Here is a 22,079-nt window from a genome sequence, read left to right as displayed (position 1 = left end):
TCCAGACGGGATACTAAAGCGCTGGTGACGGGTTGACAGGGGCCTTTAAGTCAACCGAGGAGGCCGCCACCGCCGTCGCTCTCCTCGGTCGTGGTCGCGGTCGGGGTGGTCCCGTCGTCGGTCGTCGCCGTGGTATCGTCCTCGGTCGTCCCGGCACTGTCGTCCGCGGTCGTCTCTGCGGTACCGTCCTCAGTCGTCCCAGTGGTGTCCTCGTCTGCCGTCCCGTTCCCGTCGTCGTCCTGCGCGTCCCCAGCGGACCCCTCACCGTCCGCGGTCGCGTTCTTGGTGCCGAAGATGTCCGTCTCGATCGTCGTCCGGTAGTCCAGCGGTTCGAGCGGAACGCGGAACTCGCCGGTCTGTTCGAGCGTGCTGCCCAGGCCGCCGGAGACGCCGCCGGCCTCCTCGCTCGGATCGACGACCGCGTAGAACTCGATCTCCAGGTCGGTGACCTGATCGTTTTCCAGATGGGTGACCCACCACTCGTCGAGGTTCTGGTTCCGGATGGCGACGGTGGTCTCGAGGGTCTGGCTGCTCCTGGGCAGGATCGTCGCGACGTCCTCGCTGCTGCCCTCGCCGACCTGGACGCCGTTCATCGTGATCGTGTACCCGATCTCCGAGATCGCGTAGGGCCACTCCTTGGGGTTGTACGTGTCGAAGGTGAGGCGAATGGGCGTCCGCTCGCGGGTCAGGTCTTCCCGGTCCCAGACACCACTGGTCTCGTTGACGATCAGGATCGGATCCGAGGGGAAGGACCGACCGGCCTCGATCGGCCGCGTCTCCGTGGAGTTGAACTGGCCGATCATGTTCGTCTCGATGGTCCGGCGCTGGGGCACCCGGATCTCGCGGCCACCGAGCAGCCCCGACCGGACGCGGGCGTCGATCCGCACCTCCGTCCGCTCGCCGTTTTCCACGTGGGAGTGCCACCACGGCGGGATCCGGTCGTTACGCATCTGCGTGCTGAACTCCAGCGTGGAGTTGCCCGTTCCAACTGTGAGCCCCTCCTTGTCCCCGCTGGCCATCGCCACGTCGTTCATGAAGACGGTGTAGTTGACCGACGTGTCCCCCAGCGAGACCCCGACGGGGTTGGGGTTGGAGACGACCATGTCCGTCTCGACGGTCGTCGTCTCGTCGTTCACGCCGGCGAAACGATTCTCGACGGCGGCGACGCCGGGCGCGCCGATCACACCGAGCAGAAAGGCGGCCGCGACCGCGAGGGCCAGTCCGCCGGTGACCGTGCCGGCGACGCGCGTCTTGCTCCCCAGTAGCGCCCCACGAACCCGTTCGGTGTTCATCAGCGGACTGCAGTACCAGGGATCGGATATGTCTTCTGGCCCGGCGTCTGGTGGTGCGCTCGCGGGTTCGCGGGCTTCGAACGAACTAAGTGCGCGGTGGGGGAACCACGACCAATGACAGCAACCGGACTGGAGTCGGACAAGGCGATCGGCCTCGGACTGCTCTTCGGCGCGCTCGGCGTCCTCGGCGCCGTGGTGATGTACGTCGCGGCGGCCCAGCAGCTGCTGGCCGGGTGGGGCTTCGCCCTGGCGATCGTCTTCGGGTCGCTCTCGATCGCCGCGATCCACGTCTTCTGGTAGGCGACCGTTTCGGCAAAACGAGAGCTTAAAGGTCTCGACGGCGTATTCAGTGTATGGCCGATTTCAGCGAAGAGGAACAGCGTATCCTGGAGCACCTCCGCGACCAGGTCGGTGGGGACGAAGCCTACGTCCGGGCCCGAAATATCGCCGAGAGCATCGGCCTCTCGGCCAAGCAGGTCGGCGCGCGCCTCCCGCGGCTGGCCGAGAAGTCCGACGACGTCGACATCGAGAAGTGGGGCCGCGCCCGCTCGACGACCTGGCGCGTCACCCGAAGTTGAGCGCCGAGGAAGTCGACCCCTTTTTTGACTGGCAGCCCGAAGCCGGTGTATGACCGTCCGGGTCGAGCGAACGTTCGAGTTGCCTGCCGAACGGGAAGCCGTGTGGTCGTTCATCGCCGACCCGGAGAAGCGGGCCCGTCCGATCAGCGTCGTCGACGACTTCGAGAAGACCGGTGAGCGCACCGCGACGTGGTACGTCGAGTTGCCCATCCCGGTCGTGAACAAGCGGATCGCCGTCGAGACCGAGGAGATCTCCTTCGAGCCGCCCGAGTACGTCGAGTTCGTCGGCCGCTCGAAGGTGATGCGCGTCGTCGGCGAGCACCGCCTCGAGGAGTTCGACGGGGGCACCAGAGTGATCAACCGCTTCACCGTCGACGGGAAGCTCCCCGGCGTCGAGCGCTTCTTCAAGCGCAACATGGACCAGCAACTGAAGAACATCGAGGCGGCCATCCGCGAGGACCTGGGGCTCGAAGCGTGAGGGTCGCGCTGGCCCAGCTCGAGATCGAAGCCGGCGAGGTCACCGACAACGTCGACCGCGCCGTCGCGGCCGTCGAACGGGCCGCCGACGCGGGCGCCGACCTCGTCGCCCTCCCCGAACTCTTCACCGTCGGCTTCTTCTCGTTCGACCTCTACGCCCGCGAGGCCGAACCGGTGGGGGGCGAGACACACCAGCGCCTCGCGGCAGCGGCACGGGAGCACGGCGTCGGCGTCCTCGCCGGGACAATCGTCGAGGACCTCGAAGCCACGGCCGCCCAGACCGACCTGTCCGTCCCGAGTCCGGAGGGACTGGCCAACACCGCCGTCTTCTTCGACCGGGACGGAGAGCGCCGCGCGGTCTACCGGAAACACCACCTGTTCGGCTACGAATCCGCCGAGAGCGACCTGCTGGTACCAGGCGGTCGAGTGCCAGTCGTCGACTTCGAGGGGTTCTCGGTCGGGATCACGACCTGCTACGACCTCCGGTTTCCGGAACTGTACCGCGACCTCGTGGACGACGGTGCGACGCTCGTCCTGGTTCCGAGCGCGTGGCCCTACCCCCGCGTCGAGCACTGGGAACTGCTGCCCCGCGCACGCGCCGTCGAGAACCTGACGTACGTGGCGACGATCAACGGGAGCGGGGCGTTCGAGGACGCGAGCCTGCTCGGGCGCTCGACCGTCTACGATCCCTGGGGCACGGTCCTGGCGAGTTCCGACGACGACCCGGCGCTGGTGACCGCCGACCTCGACCCCGGGAAGGTCGACGCGGTCCGGGCGGAGTTCCCGGCGCTTTCGGATCGGCGACACGGGTGAGAGAGCCGAATATTTATCCCCGAGGGTGCCGTACGAAACCGTGCCGGGACGGCGCTTTTCACGTCTGACCGGCACACAAAAACGCGCCCGCCTCGCTGCTCGGCCACCGCGGCTCGGTCCGTCCGGCGGCGTCGACAGGCGACCGCCGGCTCGTCCCGTCGGCACGGTCGACCCGGCCGGGACGCCGGCCGGCCGGCGTCGACTTCGAACTACTCCTGGTCAGTCCTGACGTCCGCCGAGAGCCCCTGTGCCAGGCCTCGGTCACGTCGGCTCGCCCTTCGCTGCTCTCCGTGCCGCACTCGCGAGTGACGATCTCGCCCAGTTCGTCGTGACGTTCCCGGAACTGGTGGAACACCTCCCAGAGGTGCACCGCGCGGTCGATGTAGGAACGATCGCTCCACGCGGGGAACGCCGCCTCGGCGGCGCTGACTGCCCGTTCTACGTCGGCCGGAGCGCCGCGTCGGAACTCCCCGAGGGACTCGCCCGTCGCCGGGTCCTCGCTCTCGAATGTCTCGCCGTCGCCGATCCACTCGCCGTCCACGTAGTGGCCCGCCGGACCCGTGGCTCGCTGGCTCATAATTACCCGGAAAGAATTGCGTCGGCAGGGATAAACACCCATCCCCTGGTGGTCCGTCCGGCGGGTCCGAGATCAGGGGAGGCCGTCGTCGGTGGTCGTGGTCTAGTTCCCCATGCCGCCGTCGGTGGTCGTCTCGTTGCCTGGGGTACCCATCCCGCCGCCGGCAGGAGTCTCTTCTGTCGGCGTCATCATCCCCTCCTCTGTCGGCGTCTCCATGCCGCCGTCTGTCGGCGTCTCCATGCCGCCGTCTGTCGGTGTCTCCATCCCCTCGTCGGGGGACTCCATGCCCCCACCCGCAGGTGTGTCCATGCCCCCGTCTGTGGGCGTCCCGCCCGGTTCTCCGGCACCGGCGCCGCCGGGGCTCGTCTCGTTCCCGCCGTCCTCGGGACCGGCACACCCCGCGGTCGCGGCGACTGCCATAGCTGTCGCACCGAGTAGTCGTCGGCGTGTAATTCGGGTCATCGGCAGCGGGCGGTTCTAATTCCAGGGTGTTTGCTATTCGCCGCTTACCGTCTCGAAAGCCCGTCGAACTGGACGAAACGGTTTCGATGACCCGTCAGGTCGCCTCCTTCTCGATCTCCCCTTTTACGGCCGCGGCGTCGAAGCTGTGGTCCGGCCGGATGTTGACGAAGTCGAGGAAGTCTCTGGCTTCCAGCAACTCCTCGGCGGAGTAGGCGGTCAGTGCCGCCTCGACCGCCGCCCGCGCCCCGACGTGTGGCGCCAGCGCCCCGAGCGCACAGGCGAGGTCGTAGGCGCGCCCGTCCGCGAGTCCGTCCCCGCGCACGTTCGTCGCGTCGATGAAGTACAGCTCGTCGTTCGCGACCAGGACGTTCTCCGCGCGGAGGTCGCCGTGGACCAGCCCGTTCTCGTGCATCGTCGCGAGCGCCGCGAACAGCGCCGGCGCGTGGGTCCCGACCGTCTCGGGGTCGAGCTGGTCCAGACTCTGGAAGTCTGGCAGGTACTCGAGGACGAGGACCCCGAAGCCGTCGACCTCGAACGCCTCGATCGGCTCCGGCGCGGAGAGGCCGAGGTCACGCATCCGCTCGGTCGCGGCCAGTTCGTGCTCGGCCATCTCCACCGGGGAGTCGAAGTGCTCGAAGAACCCCTCGGACCCACTGGAGAAGGCGCCGAGGTTGCGTCCCGCCGTCAGGAGCCCGTGTAGGAGCGTGTGCCGCTCGGTGACGACCTTCACGAAGAACTGTTCGTCGACGACCAGCGGGGTCGACAGCCAGTTGTCGGCCTCGAGGAAGGTGACCCGGTCGGCCGGCAGGTCGTACCGCTCCGCGACCGCCTCGACCACGGACTCGACCGCCTCGTCGGAGAGTTGCCCACGGAGCAGTCGGCGGATTGCCATCCCGTAGAGGGAAACTCGCCACGAGTATAGCCTTTCGGCCCGACGGGCGCCCGGGACGGCGCGTGGGACCGGTGTCGGGGCCGAGAGCTTTTGTCGCGGCCCCGCCATGCAGTGGCATGGACTTCGAGCTCCCAGCGGAACACCGGATGATCCGGGAGACGGTCCGCGAGTTCTGCGACCAGGAGATCGAGCCGATCGCGCAGGACGTCGAGGACGAGCACCGCTTCCCCGCCGAGATCTTCGCCGACCTCGCGGACCTGGACGTGATGGGCGTCCCCGTCGCCGAGGAGTACGGCGGTCTCGGGGGCGACTACCTCATGTACGCCCTGGTCGCCGAGGAACTCGGCCGCGTCTCGGGCAGCATCGGCCTCTCCTTCGTCGCCCACACCTCCCTCGGGTCCAAACCGATCGAGGCCTTCGGCAGCGAGGAACAGAAGGAACGGTGGCTCCGCCCGCTCGCCGAGGGCGATGGAATCGGCGCCTGGGCGCTGACCGAACCCGAGTCCGGGAGCGACGCCAGCAACATGTCGACGACGGCCGAGGCGGACGGCGACGGCTACGTCCTGAACGGCACCAAGCAGTTCATCACCAACGCCAGCGTGGCCGACTCGATCCTCGTCAAGGCCGTCACCGACCCGTCGGCGGGGTACGACGGCATCTCGACGTTCGTCGTCGATCCGGAGGCCGACGACGGGTTCGAGGTCTCGAACGTCTGGGACAAGATGGGGCTGAACGCCTCCCCGACCTGCGAGATCCGGTTCGAGGACTGTCGGATCCTCGAGGACCGCCTCCTGGGCGGCGAGGGCGAGGGCTGGACCCAGACCATGAAGACCCTCGACGGCGGGCGCATCTCCATCGCCGCGCTGTCTGTCGGTCTGGCCCAGGGCGCCTTCGATGCCGCCAGGGAGTACGCGAAAGAGCGCGAGCAGTTCGGCCAGCCCATCTGCGAGTTCGACGCGATCCGAGACAAACTGGTTTCGATGGACCGCAAGGTCGAACGCGCGCGCCTGTTGACCCACAAGGCCGCGACGACCTACGACGCGGGCGGGGACGCGACGCGTCTCTCCTCGCTGGCGAAACTCGACGCCAGCGAGATCGCCCGCGAAGTGGCCGAGGACGCCGTCCAGGTGCTGGGCGGCTACGGCTACACCGAGGACTTCGCCCCCCAGCGGTTCTACCGCGACGCGAAACTCATGGAGATCGGCGAGGGCACCAGCGAGATCCAGCACGCGATCCTCGGCGACGAACTGGGGCTCTAGGTACCGGACCTCGACCGTCCACGCGGCGAACCCTTATCTACCGGGACGGGACCACCCCGGCCCGTGATCTGATCGTCGCCGCGGAGCGCCCTGCGGGAGTGCGACACAGCGCTCCGCGAGTTCGTCGCCGCGTGTCACCTGTTCGCCCATCATATCGAGACGGAAACGCAAAGTTCCCCGGAGTCACTCGGGCAGGTATGGGCACGCCGCTTTCCTCGCGCGAGGAACAGACCGCGGAGGTCGTCGACCGACTCCACGAGGAGTACCCCGACTCGACCATCTCACTGAACTTCTCGAACCGCCTCGAACTGCTGATCGCGGTCATCCTCTCGGCTCAGTGCACGGACGAACGGGTCAACACGGAGACCGAGCACCTCTTCGAGAAGTACCAGTCGCCCGAGGACTACGCCGAGGTCGACGAAGCGGAACTCGCCGAGGACCTGAACTCGATCACCTACTACAACAACAAGGCCGGCTACATCACGAGCGCCTGCCGGACCATCGTCGAGGAACACGACGGGGAGGTGCCCGACACGATGTCGGAACTGACCGACCTGCAGGGGGTCGGCCGGAAGACGGCGAACGTCGTCCTCCAGCACGGCCACGAGGTAGTCGAGGGGATCGTCGTCGACACGCACGTCCAGCGGCTCTCCCGTCGGCTGGGCATCACCGAGGAGGAACGGCCCGAGGCGATCGAGCAGGACCTCATGCCGCTGGTCCCCGAGTCGGAGTGGCAGCAGTACACCCACCTGCTGATCAGCCACGGCCGGGCGACCTGCACCGCGCGGAACCCCGACTGCGACGACTGCGTGCTCGAAGACATCTGCCCGTCCTCGAAACTGGACGGCGACGTCGACCTCGCCAGCGGCGAGTCGTGGTAGGCTAGGCGGTACTTACCGCCGCTCACGGCCAGAAGTCGCCGTCTGGCGGTAGCTACCGATACACACGTCGACGAGGCGCTCCCGAGTTTAGCACTGCCTACGCCCCGGCGTCGCGGGCGATGCCAAGGCGTCGAACCCGCGACGAACGCTCCACCGACGCGCGACGAGTCCGCAACCAAGATTCAGCAAGCGGTATCGAGACTCGAAGAGGTGGCTCCCAACCCGTAGCACCCCGAAAAAACGGTTATACGTCTATCGAGCCCCTACTGAATCGTAGGGTCGATAGGTAGACCCTACGGAGACGAGTCGAGGCCGACGCGACGCCGGGACGCCGCTCTCTCGGGCAACGGACGGCGTCAGTGAGGAGCAGTCGTGCAGTGTGACCCGCGTCGGCCAGTCGCCACGCGACGACACGTCGTCTTCGACGTGATACTCTCCCCCTACCCACCCACATCTGCCGTCTCGCGGGCGGTCGACAGTTGCCAGCACCCCCCCGAACGGTCGCCCGCTTCGCAGTCCCATCGCACCCGCTGTCGGACGATATCGCCTGCCATCTCTCTCCGTGGCATCACCCTCTCTCCCCTGTCCATTCTTTCAGAAGTACTTGATGACGTATCGCGCCATGCCGACGACGTAGGCGAGGATCCAGAAGAACGTGTAGCCGAAGACGCCGATGCGGAGCCGTCGCCGCCAGAACTGCATCCGCTCGGACCCGATCTCGTCGAGCAGGACGTCCTCGTCGTAGTCGTGGTAGAGGTCGTGTTCCCACTTCGCCCGGAAGATCCGGACGATACCCGTAAAGCCGAAGGCGAGCATGGCGTAGGCCTGCAGGCCGAGGAAGGCGTGCAGCGCGGCGGCGCCGCCCAGCTGGGCGAACAGGCGCGGGAACATCCAGAGGAGCATGGGAACGGTCGTCAGCGCCAGCCCGGTCCCGATGAACTTGAGGTGGTAGGTCAACACGCCCCAGGTGACCTGCTCGGCGTCGATCATGATCCAGGCCCCGTACAGAAAGCAGGGGAAACTGCAGGTGACCGCGACGGCCACGATCGTCGCCAGCTGCATCTCCGACAGGGCGATCATTGCCGGCCGTAGGGAAGGCGGTCGGTAAAACGTGCCGAAACCCGTGGCACGCGGGTCGGAAAGCGTATACGGTCGCCACCCGTATCCCGAGCAAATGGCCGACCCAGAGTCGACGTCTTCCGGCGACGTGGACGACCCGGCCGACGAGGAAACGGACGCGCCGGCGGACGAGGCGCCCGCGGACGCCGAGACGGTATCGACCGAACAGCTCCGACAGGAGGTCGAGGAACGGTACGACTTCGATAACTTCGGCCCAGACCAGATGGCCGAGATGAGCGGAGACGAATGGGAGGTCGCGTTCGATCCGGACACCTGGATCACCGGTCAGGAACTGCTCGACAGGGTCGAGTCCGATCTGAAAAATAGGGTAGTGGTCCGGGACGTGTTCGCGCGGGTAGAGCGACTCAGGGACGGACGGGTCGTCGCGTACTCGGACGAGGGGTACGCCATGGTCGAGCCGGACGGCAGCGTCGAGGGGTTCGGTACCGTCCTCAGGGACGTCAAACCGGTCGTCGCGCTGTGTTCGATGGAGGAGTACGACGTCCCGGAGATGCCCGAGGGCGACGTGTTGCCCCGGCCGACGGACGTCCCGGAGGGGAGCGGCGAACTCGGGAACCTGATGCTCCAGATCGTCGGCGGGATGCAGATCCTCGCCGGCATCGGACTGCTCGGGGCCTGGGTGGTCGCGGGCCTGAACATCGTCGCGATCATCGCCGGCCTCGCGTTCGTGACCATCGGCCTCGTCCTGTTTTTCACCGTCGCGAACGCGCGGCTCTCGGATCGGTTCCGGGCCGAGGAGTACCGCAACCGACTCCGCGCGATCGGGATGGAGGAGGGAGAGCGGCCGGACTTCCTCCCCGTCGAGGACGAGGAGTGGGTGACCGATTCGGACCGGCTTCCGGGGGAGTCTGCGGCGGGGCTGGGATCGCTCTCGAGGACCGACGAACGGGGCGAAGAGAACCGGGAATCCGACCCGGTGTCCTGACTGTTCAACCGCACGCACGGGCCCGTATTCGGTGGGTTTATACAAAGCCAGTTCTGAGTCTGTGGTGTATATGAACAGGCGGGACTTTATCCGGACGGCCGGCGGGGCTGCCGGTACGACCGCCGCCGTGTCTGCTGGCGCAGGCACCGCCGCCGCGTCCTCCGAAGATGGCGGTGGCGGCGGCACCCGGCCGGACTTCGGCGGTTATCTGGACGACGCGAACGGATACGAGGGCGGCCAACCGGCCGACCAGACGGGCAACAGCGAGGTGACCGTCGAGGTCGGGACCGGGAGCCAGGGCTTCGGTTTCAGCCCGCCGGCGGTCCACGTCGACACCGGAACGACCGTCGTCTGGGAGTGGACGGGCGAAGGCGGCGCCCACAACGTCAACAGCAACGACGAGGTGTTCAGTTCGGGCTCCGCGGAGAGCGGCGCCGGCATCACGTTCGAGTACACCTTCGAGGAGAGCGGGGTCTTCAACTATCACTGTGTTCCCCACGAGAGCTCCGGCATGAAGGGTGCCATCGTCGTCGGCGACGATTACCCGACCGTGCAGGTCGAGGCCGGCGGCGGCGAGGTGGACCCCCACGAGATGGGCGTCCCGTTCCAGGCCCACTACGTCGGACTGGCGACCATCCTGATGGTCATCGTGTCGCTCGTGTTCACCTTCTTCCTGCTGAAGTACGGTGAATCGCCGAACGCCAAAGGAGGGAACGACTGATGTCCTCGGAAGGCAGCAGTTACGGTGACATCCACCGCTACGAGCCCCCGCGTGAGAGCACGGCGGCCGCGCTGGCGATCGTCCTGTTGACGGTCGTCGAAGTGATCTTCGTGGGTCTGTTCACCTACGGCCTGATCTCGGGCTGGGGCCTGTCGGAACTCGGGAACATGTACCTCGGGGGTATCCTCGCGGTCATCTTCATCGACCTGGCCTTCATCCTCATGTTGTACCGCAAGGAGTTCCTCCCCGACGTGATGATCGTCAAGAAGCGCCGTCGCAAGTGGGAGGACCTCTACGTCCGTGAGGATCAGGTCGACGGGCAGTCGTTCTCGGAGCAGAGTCCCTGGGAAGGGTTCAAACGGGCGGTCTATCCCTACTACAAGCGATAACAATGCCACTTGACGAAGACAAATATCCGAGCGAGACGGGCCGGCGACGCTTCGTGAAAGGCGTCGTCGGCAGTGCTGCGCTGTCCAGCGTCGGCGTCGGCGGAGCGGTCGCCCTGGACACGGCGACTTCACCGTCGGGCGTCGGCGGTGGTATCACGCAGTTCATCGGTATCGAGAACACTGACGGTCCGGCCCCCCGTGGGATGCCGCTGGTTCCCCTGACCATCGACGACGAAGGGGCCCTGATGGGCCGCTGGCCCGAGGTGAAGACCGAGACCGTCCAGGGTCGGGAGGTCACCATCGCCGAGACGAACATCGGCGGGACGACGTACTCGGCGGCCTGGTTCCAGTACTGCGGGATCCAGACCGCGGAAGGGCTGGCCCCCGAGGCCGATCAGGACAACTTCTTCCGCTCCGTGTCGGGCTCCGAACTCACCTGGCAGTCCGAGAACAAGGAGGGCGACGAGAAGCTGTTCGTCGAGGACTTCGCGGACTACCAGGAGTGGGGCAACGGCATCGGCCAGAGCGGGCTGGGCAAGCCCGCGAAGGCCAAATGGCGTTCCGAGGGCGACGTGCAGACCATCCCCGTCCAGGTGATGCGCAGTCCCGAGGTCTCGAAGATGGCCAACGGTGAAGGGCGGTACAGCGACCTCCCGGGCGAAGTGCAGGACTTCATCGGGGCCGCCACCGAGCAGGACTTCATGGCCTGGCTGAACAAGTGCACGCACTTTTGCTGCGTGCCCGGATTCAAGACCTACGAGGGCAGCGCGAAGTTCAACGCGGAGAACGCGGTCTACTGCCAGTGTCACCAGTCCGTCTACGACCCGTTCAGTCCCGTCAGCAAGTCGTTCGTGGCGCTTCCGCGCCCGGGTGAATAACGATGAGTCTCGAGAAAAAAGACGAACACGATCACAAAGGCTGGATGGAAGAGCGCGAGCTCACGGCGCTCGAAGAGCAGTACCTGACGCTGTTGATGTGGCTCGACAAGCGGCTCCGGCTGGTCGACTACCTGGAGCTGCTCGAGGACCTCTACTACAAGGTCAACATGCAGATGCCCAAGAGCCACACCGAGCAGTACGGGCTCGACAACAAGTTCTGGTACTGGTATCCGCTGTACGCGCTCGGGTCGTTCTCGACGCTCGCGTATCTGGTCGCGGCGGTGTCGGGCGCCCTGCTTGGGTTCTACTACGCCCCCGCGGCCGCAGGCGCGACGGGAGACCCGACGGTCGCCTACCAGTCGGTGACGAGCATCATGACGGAGCTGAACTTCGGGTACATGCTCCGGTCGATCCACCGCTGGAGCGCCCAGGTGATGACCGCGGCGGTGTTCCTGCACATGCTGCGGGTGTACTTCACGGGCGCGTACAAGGAGCCCCGCGAGCTCAACTGGATCATCGGCATCGTGCTGATCTCGCTGACGATGGTCTTCGGGTACAGCGGCTACCTGCTCCCCTGGAACCAGCTGAGCTACTGGGCGGGCCAGATCGGCGTCGAGATGGCGCTGTCGATCCCGCTGGCCGGTGAGTGGACGGCGCAGCTGTTGTTCGGCGGCTTCACGCTGACGCAGGCCACGTTGCAACGGATGTACATCCTGCACGTGTTCTTCCTGCCGTTCATCGTGACGGCGCTGATCGCCGTCCACATCGGCATCGTCTGGATGCAGGGCATCGCGGAACCACACTAATACAATGAGCGACAACGACACTCCGGAGACGGAAACGGACGGCGGTCCCGTGAACGAAGAGAGCGGGACCTCGTCAGACCTACGGTCTGACGGCGGAACGGGAATCGTCCCGCCGGACGACGAGACCCCCACGTGGAGCGAGCGCAAAGAGCGCACGCAGGGGCTCTCCCGGCTGACCTACGAGTACTTCGAGCGGGCGCGCCGCGAGGACCAGGACCTGCGCCAGGAGTCGAGTTACGTCGAACGTGACGTGCTGGGCTTCCCGGCCTGGCCCCACGAGATGATCCGGAACCTCGCGCTGACGAGTTTCTTCGTCGGCATGATCGTGTTCCTCTCGGCGACGCTGCCCCCGGAGATGCTGCCGCCGGCGGACTCCTCGAGTACGCCCGCGGTCATCCTGCCCGACTGGTATCTCTACTGGTCGTTCGGCCTGCTCAAACTCGGCCCGCTCAACCCCGAGCTGGCGCTTCTGGGGGGCCAGAAGCTGATGGCGGACCGCACGTACGGCGTCCTGGCGAACCTGGTCGTCGTCGGCGCGATCACCATCGTCCCCTTCCTGAACAAGGGGGCCGCCCGGCGCCCGGTCGAACAGCCCTTCTGGGCGTCGGTCGGCGTGTTCGGCGTCGTCTTCGCGTTCACCATCGCCACGCTGTCGGTGAAGAACCTGGCACCGATGGACTCGCACCTGCTGTTCGACCTGACGTTCCTCCTGCCGTTCGTGGCAGGGTTCATCAGCTACGCGATCCTCAAGTCGATGCGCGAGGGGTACATGTTCACCCTCAACCGTCGCTACTACCGGCTGCGACCGCCGAAGTGACCGGCGCGACGGCCGTCTCGAACGCCCGCTTCTGTTTCCCGTCCCAATGACACCAGACGACCGCGACCGGTCAGTTTCGCCCGACGACGACGCCAGCGACGAGGCCGGCGACGACCCGGCGAGCGACGGCAGTTCTGCCGACGAGTCCGACGACGCCCGCGGCGTCGAGGTGCCGATGCGGGTGTACAAGGCGGTCACGGTCTTTACGACGCTGTTCGCCATCATTACGGTGGTCGGGGGGTTCGTGTTGCTGGACTCGGCGACCAACCGAGCGACGGCCTCGCTGTCGGAGATCCGGCCGGTCGCCGCACTGCTCGCCATCGGTCTGATCCTCGTCGGAGCGGCGGCGTACGCGTTCTCGACGCGGTTCCAGGCGGCGGGAATGGGAAAGTCTAAAGACGACACCGACGAACACACGGATAATGGCTGACGAATTCGCCAAGGGCCTCGGGATCTTCACGACCGCGGGGCTGGCCTGGATGGTGCTCGCCGGCTGGTACACCACCTCCAGCTTCGAGTCGGGGCAGTTGATCGGGCCGCCGCCGACGGATCCGGGCGCCTACGGGAGCATCGCACTACTCTTGAAGGACATGCTGTTCTGGTTCGCGATCCTCGGTGCGCTGACCTTCTGGGTCGTCATCCCGCTGGTCGAACAGGGCCGGGAGGCCTGGGCCGACCGGAAGAGCTGAAGCGGGCGGAACTGTCGACTGGCGGAACCGCGACACGCGTTTCTCCGTGCGTCTCGTCTCCTAACAGCCACGCGTCGAGACTGTGTGAGCCCACCCCCCGGAGAGCCGTCCGTGCAGCAGACGTGGAGCGCTGGCGGTAGCCGGCCGGTTAGTTCACACCGTGGCGACGGACACGTTGTGGCGGTGGATAGGCTGTCGCGATGGATGCGCTCCGGCGATTGTCACGCGTGGTAACGGACACGCTGTGTCGACGACGGTGTTGTGCCGAGGGGCACGCCGAAGCGACAGGCGCGCTGCGGGCGTGGCGCCGGCGTACCCCCGAGCGTCATCGCAGTGCAGGACGCGACCTGTGAAGACGGACGGTTCGGCGTTTGATCGTGGCGACGGCTCGGGGTCGAGTGGTGTCGAAACGGGAACGACGAGCGCGCCGTGGCGATCAGATGACGCTCGAGACGACGCCCTCGAAGAGGAAGAAGATCGCGAGGTACCCGGCGTAGAGCAGGGCGAGCAGCGACGCACCGATCGCGCCCTTGGGTCGCTCGATCTCGATGCCGCGGCGGGCTTCCACCTTGCGGGCCTCGAACTCGAAGAAGTCGGCGATGAACACGCCGACGACGAGCACCGAGATGACGACGCCCGAATGGGCGTGGAGGGTGGCGTAGTAGAACGCCGCGAGCACGAACAGGACGTTGGTCGCGGCGTGGATCGGGTTGCGCGAGATCGATTCGGCACCGCCCTCGTCGGCCTGTTTGACGTGTGACCGGTGTGCGAACAGCCGGGTCCCGATGTTGAGTACCGCGAGCGCCAGCAGCACGTACTCCATCTGGCCCCCGAGGATCGCGTCCAGCGGGCCGAACAGCGTTACCGATGGTTCCATACGCGGGACTGCGTCCGTGAGGCTTTAGTGTTTTTCCAATCGGCGCGGGCGAACGCTCACTCGTCGGTCGGCACCCGAAGCGGCGACCGACTCGCCGACACCGTGAGCAAGGAGAGGTCGTCGACGACCGAGAGGGAGACGGGAACCCCCGGATCGATGCCCCCGATCCGACGGTCGTCGGCGAGCAGCTCGACTGGGACCTCGTCGCGCTCGACGCGCAGGGAGACGCGCTCGAGGTCGAGGACCCAGCGATCTGCGTCCGTGGCGAAGGGAGCGATCGGGGTGATAGCCGCGACGCCCGTGTTGGCGGCCACGACCGGACCGTCGACCCGGCGGGTGTAGCCGTGCGTACCGGCGGGCGTCGCGACCACGACGCCGTCTGCGCGGAAGCGGGCGACGGTATCGTCGCCGGTCACGACCGCGTACTCGGAGATCCGGGCCGGCTCGGCGGTCAAAAGCGTCACGTCCAGCAGCGCGCGGGCCCGGACCGCGCCGTCGACGCGGACGCCGACGACCGGATAGGCCGCCACGTCGCCCCCACCGGAGACGAGCGCGTCGACGGCGTCAGTGACGGCCGACCGGGGAACCGACGGCACGCACTCGCCGGCGTCGACCGGGAGGATCGGAACCGACGGCGCGTCGGAGCGGGAAGCGAGCGCCAGTAGCGGTGCCTCGCCGACGGCGACGAGCGCGTCGGGCGAGACTCCGTAGACGGCGTCGGTGTCACCGGTCTCGGCGCGTCCGCCGGCGGCTTCGACGGCGGCGACGATCGGCTCGGCGGACTCGCCCAGGACGCCGACGACCGGGCGCTCGGCTGGATCGCTCATCGGTCCCCCCTGGGGACCCGGCGGGCAAAAGCGTGCGGTATCGACGTGCGCGCGGGTCCCCTGCCCGCCCCGCCGAAGGGAGTCGAGCGGGCGCATTTCTGAACACTTTTGAGGACCGGGCGTGACCGGTTGCACATGCGAGAGGTTCTGGCGGAGTGGCGACCGGTGGTCGACGAGACCATCGAGGAACTGCTCCCGCGGACCGTCGACGAGGGGTATCTCGCGGAGTTTTTCGGCCCGGCAGTTCACGAGTACGATCCGGCGGCGATCCAGGTAGCCCTGGCCGATCCGATCTGGGAACTGCTGGACCGGGGGGGAAAGCGGTGGCGGGCGGTCCTCTGCCTGCTGTTGATCGAGGGCTTCGGCGAGGATCCGGAGGCGTACCTGCCCTACGCCTGCATCCCGGAGATCCTGCACAACGGGACGATCGTCGTCGACGACGTCGAGGACGACGCGTCGATGCGGCGGGGCGAGCCCGCGATTCACCTCGAATACGGCACGGACATCGCCCTGAACGCGGGCAACGCGATGTACTTCCTCCCGCTGAAGATCATCACCCACGACCCGGGCGATCTGGACGACGGGACGCGGCTCGCGGCTTACGAGATGCTCATGCACGAGCTCAACCGCACGCACCTGGGTCAGGGGATGGACATCACCTGGCACAACGACCGGGAGATCGACATCTCCGAGGCGGAGTACCTGGAGATGTGCGCCTGCAAGACCGGCTGTCTCGGCCGGATCGTGGCGCGACTGGCCGCCATCGTCACCGGCCAGCCCGAATCCGTCGAGACCGCCGTCGCCGAGTACGCCCAGCAGATGTCCATCGCCTTCCAGATCGGCGACGACATCCTCGACGTCGAGCACTCCCTGGACCAGGCCGGCGACTTCGGCAAGGCCTACGGCAACGACGTCCGGGAGGGCAAGAAGACGCTGCTGGTCATCCACGCCATGGAACAGGCGTCGCCAGAGGAAGCCGCCCGCCTCGAGGAGATCCTCTGGGCCGACGACAACACCGACGAGGAGATCGAGTGGACGCTCGACCTCTTCCAGTCGACGGGCAGCATCGAATACGCACGCGAGCGAGCCGAGTCGCTCTCCGAGCAGGCGCGAGAACACCTCGAGGGACTCGACCTGGAACCCGAGCCGAAACGGCAACTCGCCGAGTTCACCCGCTTCGTCGTCGAGCGCGACGTCTAGGCGAACACGGCGTAGGCCATCAGGAGGCCGAAGTACAGCATGACGAGCGCCCCCAGCGCCTGCAACCGGAAGAGCCGCAGGGCCTCGGACTCGGCCTCGTAGGCGTCGTCGAAGGCCTCGCGCTCGGCCTCGTCGAGGGCCGCCGCGTGCTCGATCCCGCGATGGAGGGCGAGCAGGTCGGCGTCGGCGAAGGGCGCGCCGCAGTGCGTGCAGACCACCGGCTCGTCCCCGGGCGGAACCTCGTACTCGTCCGGAGCGGGCGGGCTCGTCGATCCGTCGGGTCGATCGGTGGCGTTCGTCCGTGGGGTCTCGGTGTCGGTCATAGGAACGGTGGTGTGACGCTCGGTCGCGAGACGATCCAGAGGCTGGTCATCGTGTAGCAGACCATCACGAAGGTGAAGGTGTACTGGCTGCGGACGGCCTGGAGTCGGCCGGGGAAGCGATCGAAGGCGGCGGCGTGGGCGACCCAGATCGCGAGCAGGTGTCCCAGCAGGACGAAGCTCATGTTGAGCGCGCCGAACCAGCCGGGGATCACCGCGACGGCCACCTCGCCCGAGGCGGGGCCGGCGAGCGGGGTCAGCAGGACCGACAGCGCGGCAGGGGCGAGCGAGACGAAGTACTCGAGGTAGTGGGCCAGGTGGTACCCGGCGGCGATGGCCAAAAGCGGCGGGGCGAACCGGCGGGCGAGGACGGCGGGCGAGACGTACGTGTCGGCGAGTCGTCGGGCGCCCACCGCGGCGAGCCAGTAGGCTCCGAAGAAGGCCAGGTAGCCGACGACCAGCGCGGCCGGGTAGAGGACGACCGGCGGGACGCCGAGCCCGACGACGCCGCGGGCGAACTCGCGCCAGAGCGGCGTCGCGACCAGGCCGTCGTAGGTCGTCACCCAGACGAGGGCGACGACGAAAGCCACCTCGTCGAGGCCGTCGACGAGACGGGCGTCCGTGAGCGCGCTGCCGGGGAGCCGGAGGCGGAGCCGGCCCGTCTCGTCGTCGCGGGTCAGCGGCGCGACCCGGCCGTAGTAGCGGAAGACGCGGGCGACGGGGTCGACGCTGCCGAACCAGCGGTCGGGCCCGAAGACGACGGCGCCGGCGAGGGTGAACGCGGAGTAGCCGACGACGACCGTCGCGAGCAGCCGGGGGTCGTCGGCCAGCGGACTGACGACCTCCAGCCAGATCAGCGCGAGCAGGCCGACGACGCTGGGCCAGGCGCCGAGACGCTCTGGATACGGTCGATCGAGCGTCGGAACGGCGCTCGTCAGGGTGCGCCAGGGGTTCACCACCGGCCAGGCGTTGCCGACGAGGTAGGTCGTCATGGTGAAGCCGGCCCACCAGCCCACCCAGACGAGCAGCAGGCCCAGGTTCGCGAGTGCGGCGGTCGGTCCCAGGAACCCGACGACGAGGACGACAGCGAGGCCGGCGAGGCCGACGATTTGACCGACCCGCACCGCGACACGGCGGCCGGGAACGACCGCGTCGCGGCCCCACCCGTGGATCTGCCGGACGAGCAGGCGGTCGGTGACGAAACTGGAGAGGAGGAAGGAGGCGCCGACGGCGCCGCCGCCGGTGAGCAGGAGGAGCCAGGTCGGCACGCTGATCGACTCCCGGCCGGACGCGCCGAGGCTGCCGCCGTGTGCCGCCGCGGTCCCGACGAACAGGGTCAGGGCGAGCAGCGCCCCGGCGACCGTCGCGACCGGGAGGCGCCGACGGGGGCGACTGGGGTCGGGCGACGTCATCGCCGGGGGCTTGGACCGGGGTCGCCCTGTAGCTTCCGGAACGACGCGTGCGCGCGCCGGCGACGACTTGGGCAGGTTTTTACCAGTCGACCCGCAACGCTCACCTACAAATGGGCGTCGCAGACGACACTTCGGACGACCACGGTGGCCACGGCGGCCACCACCTGCCCGCGGTCGAGGACTGGCCGCGCGGGTTCGGTGAAGCCAGCTGGTGGCCATTCGTAACGGCGATCGGCGCGAGCGGCTTCTACATCGGCGCGGCCCTGTACGTGCTGGGCCGCGGTGACAACGCCATCGTCGGCCCGATGCTCGGACCCGGGGTCTTCATCGCCAGCGCGGTGCTGTTCCTCGGCGGGCTGTACGGCTGGCTCTACCACGCCTTCGTGGTCAACTTCTGGGAGCACGGCACCGGTGAACACGACGACTCGACCCTGCGCCTCGCGATGATACTGTTCCTCGGGACCGAGATCGCGACCTTCGGGGCCGGGTTCATCTACTACTTCTTCATCCGGGCCGGCCAGTGGCCCCCGGGTGAACTCCCCCACCTGTTCGGGACCCTCGTCATCGTCAACACCCTGATCCTGGTGGCCAGCAGTTTCACGCTGCACTTCGCCCACACCGGCCTCCTGAAGAACGACCGCAAGCAGTTCCTCGGTCTACTGGGCGTGACGTTACTGCTCGGGATCGTCTTCATCGGCGGGCAGGTCTACGAGTACTACGCGTTCATCGTCGAAGAAGGACTCCAGCTACAGGACGCCGTGTTCGGGAGCGCCTTCTTCGGCCTGACCGGCCTCCACGGCCTCCACGTCACACTGGGCGCAATCTTGCTGTCGATCGTGTTCATCCGGGGGCTGCTGGGTCAGTACTCGGCCGAGCGCCACACCTCCGTCAGCACCGTCTCGATGTACTGGCACTTCGTCGACGTCGTCTGGATCTTCCTCGTCGTCGTCCTGTACATCGGCGCCGAATTCGGCGTCTGATCGGGGGACTCCTCCCGATCCGCTCTCACGCTCGAACAGCGACGCGTCCGAACCCACGTCGGACCGACGCGACGAGGCGTCGCGCGCCGGGAGAAACTCAACGGCCGTGTATCGCCGTTTAAACCGCGTGTCGATACCGATGTGTTGCCAACACTTATCACGGAACGTGCGCAGATGATGAGCAATGGGACAGGTCGGCCCGGGTCCGTTCAGGGCGTGCTACGTCGGTGACGACGAGGAGGTGGCGGACTGGATCCGGGCCGGATTCGATCGCGTCGACCCCGACGTCGAGGTGATAACCGAGCCGGACTTCGAGGCGGGGGTGGAGCGCATCGCCGAGGCACAGCAACGGATCGACCCGCGGATGCGGAGTCCGCTCGCCCCGACGGAGGCGCCTCTCGACTGCGTGATCTGCACGGACGACGCGGCCTACTCGCCGGTGGAGTTCGTCGAGGCCGTCCGGGCCACACACGCGGATCTGCCGATCGTCCTCTTCGCCACGGACGGCGACGAGACGCTCGCGAGCGCGGCCATCTCCGCCGGCATCGACGACTACCTGACGACCGACGGCGAGGATCCGACGGGCGAACTCGCCGACCACGTCGTCGATCTGTGCGCCTCACACCGCGAAGCGCTTGACACCCGTCGGCGGGGGGAACAGGCCCAGCGCCTGCTCGAAACGACCCCCGACATGCTCAGCGTCGTCCGCCCCGGAGCCGTGATCAGCTACCAGAACGAGGCGGTGACGGAGTCGCTGGGCTACGAGGCCGACGACCTCAAAGGTCGCGTGCCGTACGAACGGATCCACCCCGAGGACTGGCGCCGTCTGCGCGAGGAGTTCTACGACGGCGTGATCGACGGCGAGGACACCCCGCGCGCGGAGTTTCGCATCGAGGACGCCGAAGGCGACTGGCGGTGGGTCGAGGCGCGCGGTCGGAACCACCTCGACGACCCGCTGATAAACGGCTTCGTCGTCTCGACCCGCGAGTTGACCGAGAGAAAGCGCCGCGAGCAGGACCTGGAGGGGTACCAGCGCGTCGTCGACAACGTCGGCGATCCGGTCTACCTGCTCGACCCCGACGAACGCATCACCTGGGTCAACGAGGCATTCCTCGAACACACCGGGTACGAACGCGGGTTCGTCGAGGGCGCCCAGGCCGCCCAGTTCCTCCGCGAAGACGACCTGGAAGCGGGTCGGGAACTGGTGGCCGACCTGCTCGAGGACCGTGACCGGCGCTGGGGCGTCTTCGAGTTCGCCACCCAGACGGTCGACGACGAGGTCCGGTGTTACGAGGCCAACGTGGCCGTCATCACCGACGACGGCGAGTTCCAGGGGACGGTCGGCGTCCTCCGCGACGTCACCGACCGGGAGTGAGTCAGTCCTCGCTCTGCAGCCCAGTGATCTCGATCCGCGTCCCGCCCGACGTGCCGTCAGTGATCGCGACCGACCAGCCGTGGGCCTCGCCGATCCGCCGGATCAGCGCGAGTCCCAGCCCCGAGGCGTCGTGTTCGGTCGTCTCGCCGTACTCCAGCAGTCGCTCGCGGTCGTCTGCCGGGATGCCCGGCCCGTCGTCCTCGACGTAGAATCCGTCGGCCACGTCACCGACGGTGATCGACACGCTCTCGCCGCCGTGGACGACCGCGTTCTCGAGTGCCTGCTCGAGGAGTCGGCGGAGCCGACCCTCGTCAGCGTCGAGGCGTCGGTCGGTCTCGGCCGCGAGCGTCGCGTCGGCGGTCTCGAGCTCCGCCCAGACGGCCTCGACGAGCGGCCCCAGGTCCACGGACTCCGTCTGCCGGACCGTCTTTCCCTTCCGGGCGAGCGTGACGAGGTCGTCGATCAGCGTCTCCATACGGGCCGTCGAGCGCTTGACCGCCTCGAAGTGCTCGGCCCCGTCCTCGACCTCCCGGGCGAGTTCGATCCGTCCCGAGATGACGTTCAGCGGGTTCCGGAGGTCGTGGGAGACCGCACCGATCAGTTCCTCCAGCCGCTCGGTCTGGCGTTCGAGTTCGCGCTCGTAGGCCACCCGGTCGGAGATGTCGCGGGCGACGCCGGCGACCCCGACGGTCTCGCCCGCCTCGTCGGTCAGCCGGGAGCCGCGGAACTCGACGGGGATCTCGCCCCCGTCGCGTCGCTGCACCGTCGCCTCGATGGTCGCCTCGCCGGTTTCGAGCGCCTCGTCGATCGCCTCGGTGATCCGTTCGCGGTCGTCGGGGACGAAGAAGTCGGTCGGATCCATCCCCTCGAGGTCGGCACCCGCAAAGCCCGTCACGCCGGGGATGGATTCGTTCCAGTAGACGACGGTCCGGTCGCGATCCAGGACGAAGAAGCCGTCCTGGACGGTGTCGAGCGCCGTCGAGAGGACGGACTCCCGGTCGCCGAGAGCGAGGGCGGCCAGATCCGGGCTCTGCGACGGGTCGGACCCACCGTCGGTGGCCACGTCGTCACCGACTGCGTCGAGGATCTTCTCGGCGAGCGTCTCGTAGCGCTCCGTTCCCGAGCCCTTCTGGAGGTAGCCGCTGATCCCGTCGTCCAGCAGTTCGGCGTCGATCCGGGCGCGGTCGCGTCCGGTGAACAGGATCACCGGCAGGTCCGGGTCGGCGTCGCCGACCGCCGCGACGAACTCCGCACAGTCCATGTCCGCGAGGTGGAAGTCCGTGACCACGCAGTCGACCGCGTCGTCGCGGATCCGGTCCAGGGCGTCCGCGGCCGACTCCGCCGAGGTCACGTCCAGTCGCTCGTCCTCGCGGCGGAGAAAGGTAGCGGCCAGGTCGACGATCTCGGCGTCGTCGTCGACGTGGAGCACCCGAATTCGATCGACATCGGCGTCACTCATATTTCGGCGTACGTCGAGTGTCATGTTAAGGGT

The 22,079-nt window shown here is 67.6% G+C and carries 26 protein-coding genes and 1 pseudogene; 17 read left to right on the top strand and 10 right to left on the bottom strand.

Going from position 1 to position 22,079, the window contains the following annotated elements:
* Positions 1 to 50: 50 nt before the first annotated feature.
* Positions 51 to 1,292, bottom strand: coding sequence for an LEA/WHy family protein (locus U5918_RS15755; RefSeq protein ID WP_336002557.1), 1,242 nt, complete (start codon positions 1,290 to 1,292; stop codon positions 51 to 53).
* 114 nt (positions 1,293 to 1,406) lie between these two features.
* Between U5918_RS15755 and U5918_RS15750 the strand changes: the two genes are divergently transcribed.
* Genes U5918_RS15750 through U5918_RS15735 form a run of 4 tightly spaced genes read left to right on the top strand, consistent with a single transcriptional unit; the run spans position 1,407 to position 3,160 of the window.
* Positions 1,407 to 1,592, top strand: coding sequence for a DUF7525 family protein (locus tag U5918_RS15750; protein WP_336002556.1), 186 nt, complete (start codon positions 1,407 to 1,409; stop codon positions 1,590 to 1,592).
* 53 nt (positions 1,593 to 1,645) lie between these two features.
* A complete protein-coding gene (locus U5918_RS15745; RefSeq protein ID WP_336002554.1) occupies positions 1,646 to 1,870 on the top strand; it encodes a DUF7123 family protein in 225 nt (74 codons plus the stop codon).
* 49 nt (positions 1,871 to 1,919) lie between these two features.
* Positions 1,920 to 2,348 carry a CoxG family protein gene (locus U5918_RS15740; RefSeq protein ID WP_336002552.1) on the top strand — a complete coding sequence of 143 codons (429 nt, stop codon included), beginning with the start codon at positions 1,920 to 1,922 and terminating at the stop codon, positions 2,346 to 2,348.
* Positions 2,345 to 3,160: a nitrilase-related carbon-nitrogen hydrolase gene (locus U5918_RS15735; protein ID WP_336002551.1), complete on the top strand. Its 816-nt coding sequence runs from the start codon at positions 2,345 to 2,347 to the stop codon at positions 3,158 to 3,160. Before U5918_RS15740 ends, U5918_RS15735 begins: the two co-directional genes overlap by 4 nt.
* Positions 3,161 to 3,407: 247 nt before the next feature.
* Here the strand turns inward: U5918_RS15735 and U5918_RS15730 are convergent.
* The 3 genes and pseudogenes from U5918_RS15730 to U5918_RS15720 all read right to left on the bottom strand — a co-directional run.
* Positions 3,408 to 3,737 (bottom strand): annotated as a pseudogene (locus tag U5918_RS15730) (aldehyde dehydrogenase family protein); the annotation flags it as partial.
* A gap of 102 nt (positions 3,738 to 3,839) precedes the next feature.
* On the bottom strand, positions 3,840 to 4,157 hold the full coding sequence (locus U5918_RS15725) for a hypothetical protein (protein ID WP_336002549.1): 318 nt from the start codon (positions 4,155 to 4,157) through the stop codon (positions 3,840 to 3,842).
* A 136-nt stretch (positions 4,158 to 4,293) separates the two neighbouring features.
* Positions 4,294 to 5,091 carry an RIO1 family regulatory kinase/ATPase domain-containing protein gene (locus tag U5918_RS15720; RefSeq protein ID WP_336002548.1) on the bottom strand — a complete coding sequence of 266 codons (798 nt, stop codon included), beginning with the start codon at positions 5,089 to 5,091 and terminating at the stop codon, positions 4,294 to 4,296.
* A 116-nt stretch (positions 5,092 to 5,207) separates the two neighbouring features.
* Between U5918_RS15720 and U5918_RS15715 the strand changes: the two genes are divergently transcribed.
* The gene (locus U5918_RS15715) at positions 5,208 to 6,350 is read left to right on the top strand and encodes an acyl-CoA dehydrogenase family protein (protein ID WP_336002546.1); all 1,143 of its coding nucleotides are present in this window, start codon (positions 5,208 to 5,210) and stop codon (positions 6,348 to 6,350) included.
* 197 nt (positions 6,351 to 6,547) lie between these two features.
* Positions 6,548 to 7,231 carry an endonuclease III gene (nth, locus tag U5918_RS15710; RefSeq protein ID WP_336002545.1) on the top strand — a complete coding sequence of 228 codons (684 nt, stop codon included), beginning with the start codon at positions 6,548 to 6,550 and terminating at the stop codon, positions 7,229 to 7,231.
* A 594-nt stretch (positions 7,232 to 7,825) separates the two neighbouring features.
* Here nth and U5918_RS15705 read toward each other — a convergent pair.
* Positions 7,826 to 8,311, bottom strand: a complete 486-nt coding sequence (locus tag U5918_RS15705; RefSeq protein ID WP_336002544.1) for a DUF7321 family protein — start codon at positions 8,309 to 8,311, stop codon at positions 7,826 to 7,828.
* A 94-nt stretch (positions 8,312 to 8,405) separates the two neighbouring features.
* On the opposite strand from U5918_RS15705, the gene U5918_RS15700 reads away from it, so the two are divergent.
* The 8 genes from U5918_RS15700 (at position 8,406) to U5918_RS15665 (ending at position 13,596) form a co-directional block, all read left to right on the top strand.
* Positions 8,406 to 9,296, top strand: a complete 891-nt coding sequence (locus tag U5918_RS15700; protein ID WP_336002543.1) for a DUF7319 domain-containing protein — start codon at positions 8,406 to 8,408, stop codon at positions 9,294 to 9,296.
* 70 nt (positions 9,297 to 9,366) lie between these two features.
* Positions 9,367 to 10,017: a halocyanin domain-containing protein gene (locus tag U5918_RS15695; RefSeq protein WP_336002541.1), complete on the top strand. Its 651-nt coding sequence runs from the start codon at positions 9,367 to 9,369 to the stop codon at positions 10,015 to 10,017.
* Positions 10,017 to 10,406 (top strand): DUF7318 family protein, encoded by a 390-nt coding sequence (locus U5918_RS15690; protein ID WP_336002539.1) that lies wholly within the window; start codon positions 10,017 to 10,019, stop codon positions 10,404 to 10,406. Before U5918_RS15695 ends, U5918_RS15690 begins: the two co-directional genes overlap by 1 nt.
* 2 nt (positions 10,407 to 10,408) lie before the next feature.
* Positions 10,409 to 11,284, top strand: a complete 876-nt coding sequence (locus tag U5918_RS15685) for a ubiquinol-cytochrome c reductase iron-sulfur subunit (RefSeq protein ID WP_336002538.1) — start codon at positions 10,409 to 10,411, stop codon at positions 11,282 to 11,284.
* A 2-nt stretch (positions 11,285 to 11,286) separates the two neighbouring features.
* The gene (locus tag U5918_RS15680) at positions 11,287 to 12,090 is read left to right on the top strand and encodes a cytochrome b (protein WP_336002537.1); all 804 of its coding nucleotides are present in this window, start codon (positions 11,287 to 11,289) and stop codon (positions 12,088 to 12,090) included.
* Between the two features lie 4 nt (positions 12,091 to 12,094).
* On the top strand, positions 12,095 to 12,907 hold the full coding sequence (locus U5918_RS15675) for a cytochrome b family protein (protein WP_336002535.1): 813 nt from the start codon (positions 12,095 to 12,097) through the stop codon (positions 12,905 to 12,907).
* A 46-nt stretch (positions 12,908 to 12,953) separates the two neighbouring features.
* The gene (locus U5918_RS15670) at positions 12,954 to 13,337 is read left to right on the top strand and encodes a DUF7315 family membrane protein (RefSeq protein WP_336002533.1); all 384 of its coding nucleotides are present in this window, start codon (positions 12,954 to 12,956) and stop codon (positions 13,335 to 13,337) included.
* The gene (locus U5918_RS15665) at positions 13,330 to 13,596 is read left to right on the top strand and encodes a DUF7314 family protein (RefSeq protein ID WP_336002531.1); all 267 of its coding nucleotides are present in this window, start codon (positions 13,330 to 13,332) and stop codon (positions 13,594 to 13,596) included. The genes U5918_RS15670 and U5918_RS15665 overlap by 8 nt, the downstream gene beginning before the upstream one ends.
* A 436-nt stretch (positions 13,597 to 14,032) precedes the next feature.
* On the opposite strand, the gene U5918_RS15660 is transcribed toward U5918_RS15665, so the two are convergent.
* Positions 14,033 to 14,473 (bottom strand): DUF7313 family protein, encoded by a 441-nt coding sequence (locus tag U5918_RS15660; protein WP_336002529.1) that lies wholly within the window; start codon positions 14,471 to 14,473, stop codon positions 14,033 to 14,035.
* A 56-nt stretch (positions 14,474 to 14,529) separates the two neighbouring features.
* A complete protein-coding gene (locus U5918_RS15655) occupies positions 14,530 to 15,300 on the bottom strand; it encodes an NAD(+)/NADH kinase (protein WP_336002527.1) in 771 nt (256 codons plus the stop codon).
* 135 nt (positions 15,301 to 15,435) lie between these two features.
* Between U5918_RS15655 and U5918_RS15650 the strand changes: the two genes are divergently transcribed.
* The gene (locus tag U5918_RS15650; protein ID WP_336002526.1) at positions 15,436 to 16,500 is read left to right on the top strand and encodes a polyprenyl synthetase family protein; all 1,065 of its coding nucleotides are present in this window, start codon (positions 15,436 to 15,438) and stop codon (positions 16,498 to 16,500) included.
* Here the strand turns inward: U5918_RS15650 and U5918_RS15645 are convergent.
* A complete protein-coding gene (locus U5918_RS15645; protein WP_336002524.1) occupies positions 16,497 to 16,823 on the bottom strand; it encodes a C2H2-type zinc finger protein in 327 nt (108 codons plus the stop codon). The two genes, U5918_RS15650 and U5918_RS15645, sit on opposite strands and share 4 nt — an antisense overlap.
* Positions 16,820 to 18,232, bottom strand: a complete 1,413-nt coding sequence (locus U5918_RS15640) for a hypothetical protein (protein WP_336002522.1) — start codon at positions 18,230 to 18,232, stop codon at positions 16,820 to 16,822. The genes U5918_RS15645 and U5918_RS15640 overlap by 4 nt, the downstream gene beginning before the upstream one ends.
* Before the next feature lie 110 nt (positions 18,233 to 18,342).
* Between U5918_RS15640 and U5918_RS15635 the strand changes: the two genes are divergently transcribed.
* The gene (locus tag U5918_RS15635) at positions 18,343 to 19,212 is read left to right on the top strand and encodes a cytochrome c oxidase subunit 3 (RefSeq protein WP_336002521.1); all 870 of its coding nucleotides are present in this window, start codon (positions 18,343 to 18,345) and stop codon (positions 19,210 to 19,212) included.
* 184 nt (positions 19,213 to 19,396) lie between these two features.
* Positions 19,397 to 20,587, top strand: coding sequence for a PAS domain S-box protein (locus U5918_RS15630; protein WP_336002520.1), 1,191 nt, complete (start codon positions 19,397 to 19,399; stop codon positions 20,585 to 20,587).
* Between the two features lies 1 nt (position 20,588).
* Here U5918_RS15630 and U5918_RS15625 read toward each other — a convergent pair whose 3' ends face one another.
* Positions 20,589 to 22,046: an ATP-binding response regulator gene (locus U5918_RS15625; protein ID WP_336002519.1), complete on the bottom strand. Its 1,458-nt coding sequence runs from the start codon at positions 22,044 to 22,046 to the stop codon at positions 20,589 to 20,591.
* Between the last annotated feature and the right edge of the window lie 33 nt (positions 22,047 to 22,079).

This window comes from Halorientalis sp. LT38, assembly GCF_037031225.1.
Classification (GTDB): domain Archaea; phylum Halobacteriota; class Halobacteria; order Halobacteriales; family Haloarculaceae; genus Halorientalis; species Halorientalis halophila.
This window is presented reverse-complemented; position numbering and strand designations above follow the sequence as displayed.

Bases quoted from the DNA above. Each gene is read 5' to 3' on its own strand.
- U5918_RS15755 (WP_336002557.1), bottom strand. From the start codon at position 1,292: ATGAACACCGAACGGGTTCGTGGGGCGCTACTGGGGAGCAAGACGCGC.
- U5918_RS15750 (WP_336002556.1), top strand. From the start codon at position 1,407: ATGACAGCAACCGGACTGGAGTCGGACAAGGCGATCGGCCTCGGACTG.
- U5918_RS15745 (WP_336002554.1), top strand. From the start codon at position 1,646: ATGGCCGATTTCAGCGAAGAGGAACAGCGTATCCTGGAGCACCTCCGC.
- U5918_RS15740 (WP_336002552.1), top strand. From the start codon at position 1,920: ATGACCGTCCGGGTCGAGCGAACGTTCGAGTTGCCTGCCGAACGGGAA.
- U5918_RS15725 (WP_336002549.1), bottom strand. From the start codon at position 4,157: ATGGCAGTCGCCGCGACCGCGGGGTGTGCCGGTCCCGAGGACGGCGGG.
- U5918_RS15720 (WP_336002548.1), bottom strand. From the start codon at position 5,091: ATGGCAATCCGCCGACTGCTCCGTGGGCAACTCTCCGACGAGGCGGTC.
- U5918_RS15715 (WP_336002546.1), top strand. From the start codon at position 5,208: ATGGACTTCGAGCTCCCAGCGGAACACCGGATGATCCGGGAGACGGTC.
- nth (WP_336002545.1), top strand. From the start codon at position 6,548: ATGGGCACGCCGCTTTCCTCGCGCGAGGAACAGACCGCGGAGGTCGTC.
- U5918_RS15705 (WP_336002544.1), bottom strand. From the start codon at position 8,311: ATGATCGCCCTGTCGGAGATGCAGCTGGCGACGATCGTGGCCGTCGCG.
- U5918_RS15700 (WP_336002543.1), top strand. From the start codon at position 8,406: ATGGCCGACCCAGAGTCGACGTCTTCCGGCGACGTGGACGACCCGGCC.
- U5918_RS15695 (WP_336002541.1), top strand. From the start codon at position 9,367: ATGAACAGGCGGGACTTTATCCGGACGGCCGGCGGGGCTGCCGGTACG.
- U5918_RS15690 (WP_336002539.1), top strand. From the start codon at position 10,017: ATGTCCTCGGAAGGCAGCAGTTACGGTGACATCCACCGCTACGAGCCC.
- U5918_RS15685 (WP_336002538.1), top strand. From the start codon at position 10,409: ATGCCACTTGACGAAGACAAATATCCGAGCGAGACGGGCCGGCGACGC.
- U5918_RS15680 (WP_336002537.1), top strand. From the start codon at position 11,287: ATGAGTCTCGAGAAAAAAGACGAACACGATCACAAAGGCTGGATGGAA.
- U5918_RS15675 (WP_336002535.1), top strand. From the start codon at position 12,095: ATGAGCGACAACGACACTCCGGAGACGGAAACGGACGGCGGTCCCGTG.
- U5918_RS15670 (WP_336002533.1), top strand. From the start codon at position 12,954: ATGACACCAGACGACCGCGACCGGTCAGTTTCGCCCGACGACGACGCC.
- U5918_RS15665 (WP_336002531.1), top strand. From the start codon at position 13,330: ATGGCTGACGAATTCGCCAAGGGCCTCGGGATCTTCACGACCGCGGGG.
- U5918_RS15660 (WP_336002529.1), bottom strand. From the start codon at position 14,473: ATGGAACCATCGGTAACGCTGTTCGGCCCGCTGGACGCGATCCTCGGG.
- U5918_RS15655 (WP_336002527.1), bottom strand. From the start codon at position 15,300: ATGAGCGATCCAGCCGAGCGCCCGGTCGTCGGCGTCCTGGGCGAGTCC.
- U5918_RS15650 (WP_336002526.1), top strand. From the start codon at position 15,436: ATGCGAGAGGTTCTGGCGGAGTGGCGACCGGTGGTCGACGAGACCATC.
- U5918_RS15645 (WP_336002524.1), bottom strand. From the start codon at position 16,823: ATGACCGACACCGAGACCCCACGGACGAACGCCACCGATCGACCCGAC.
- U5918_RS15640 (WP_336002522.1), bottom strand. From the start codon at position 18,232: ATGACGTCGCCCGACCCCAGTCGCCCCCGTCGGCGCCTCCCGGTCGCG.
- U5918_RS15635 (WP_336002521.1), top strand. From the start codon at position 18,343: ATGGGCGTCGCAGACGACACTTCGGACGACCACGGTGGCCACGGCGGC.
- U5918_RS15630 (WP_336002520.1), top strand. From the start codon at position 19,397: ATGGGACAGGTCGGCCCGGGTCCGTTCAGGGCGTGCTACGTCGGTGAC.
- U5918_RS15625 (WP_336002519.1), bottom strand. From the start codon at position 22,046: ATGAGTGACGCCGATGTCGATCGAATTCGGGTGCTCCACGTCGACGAC.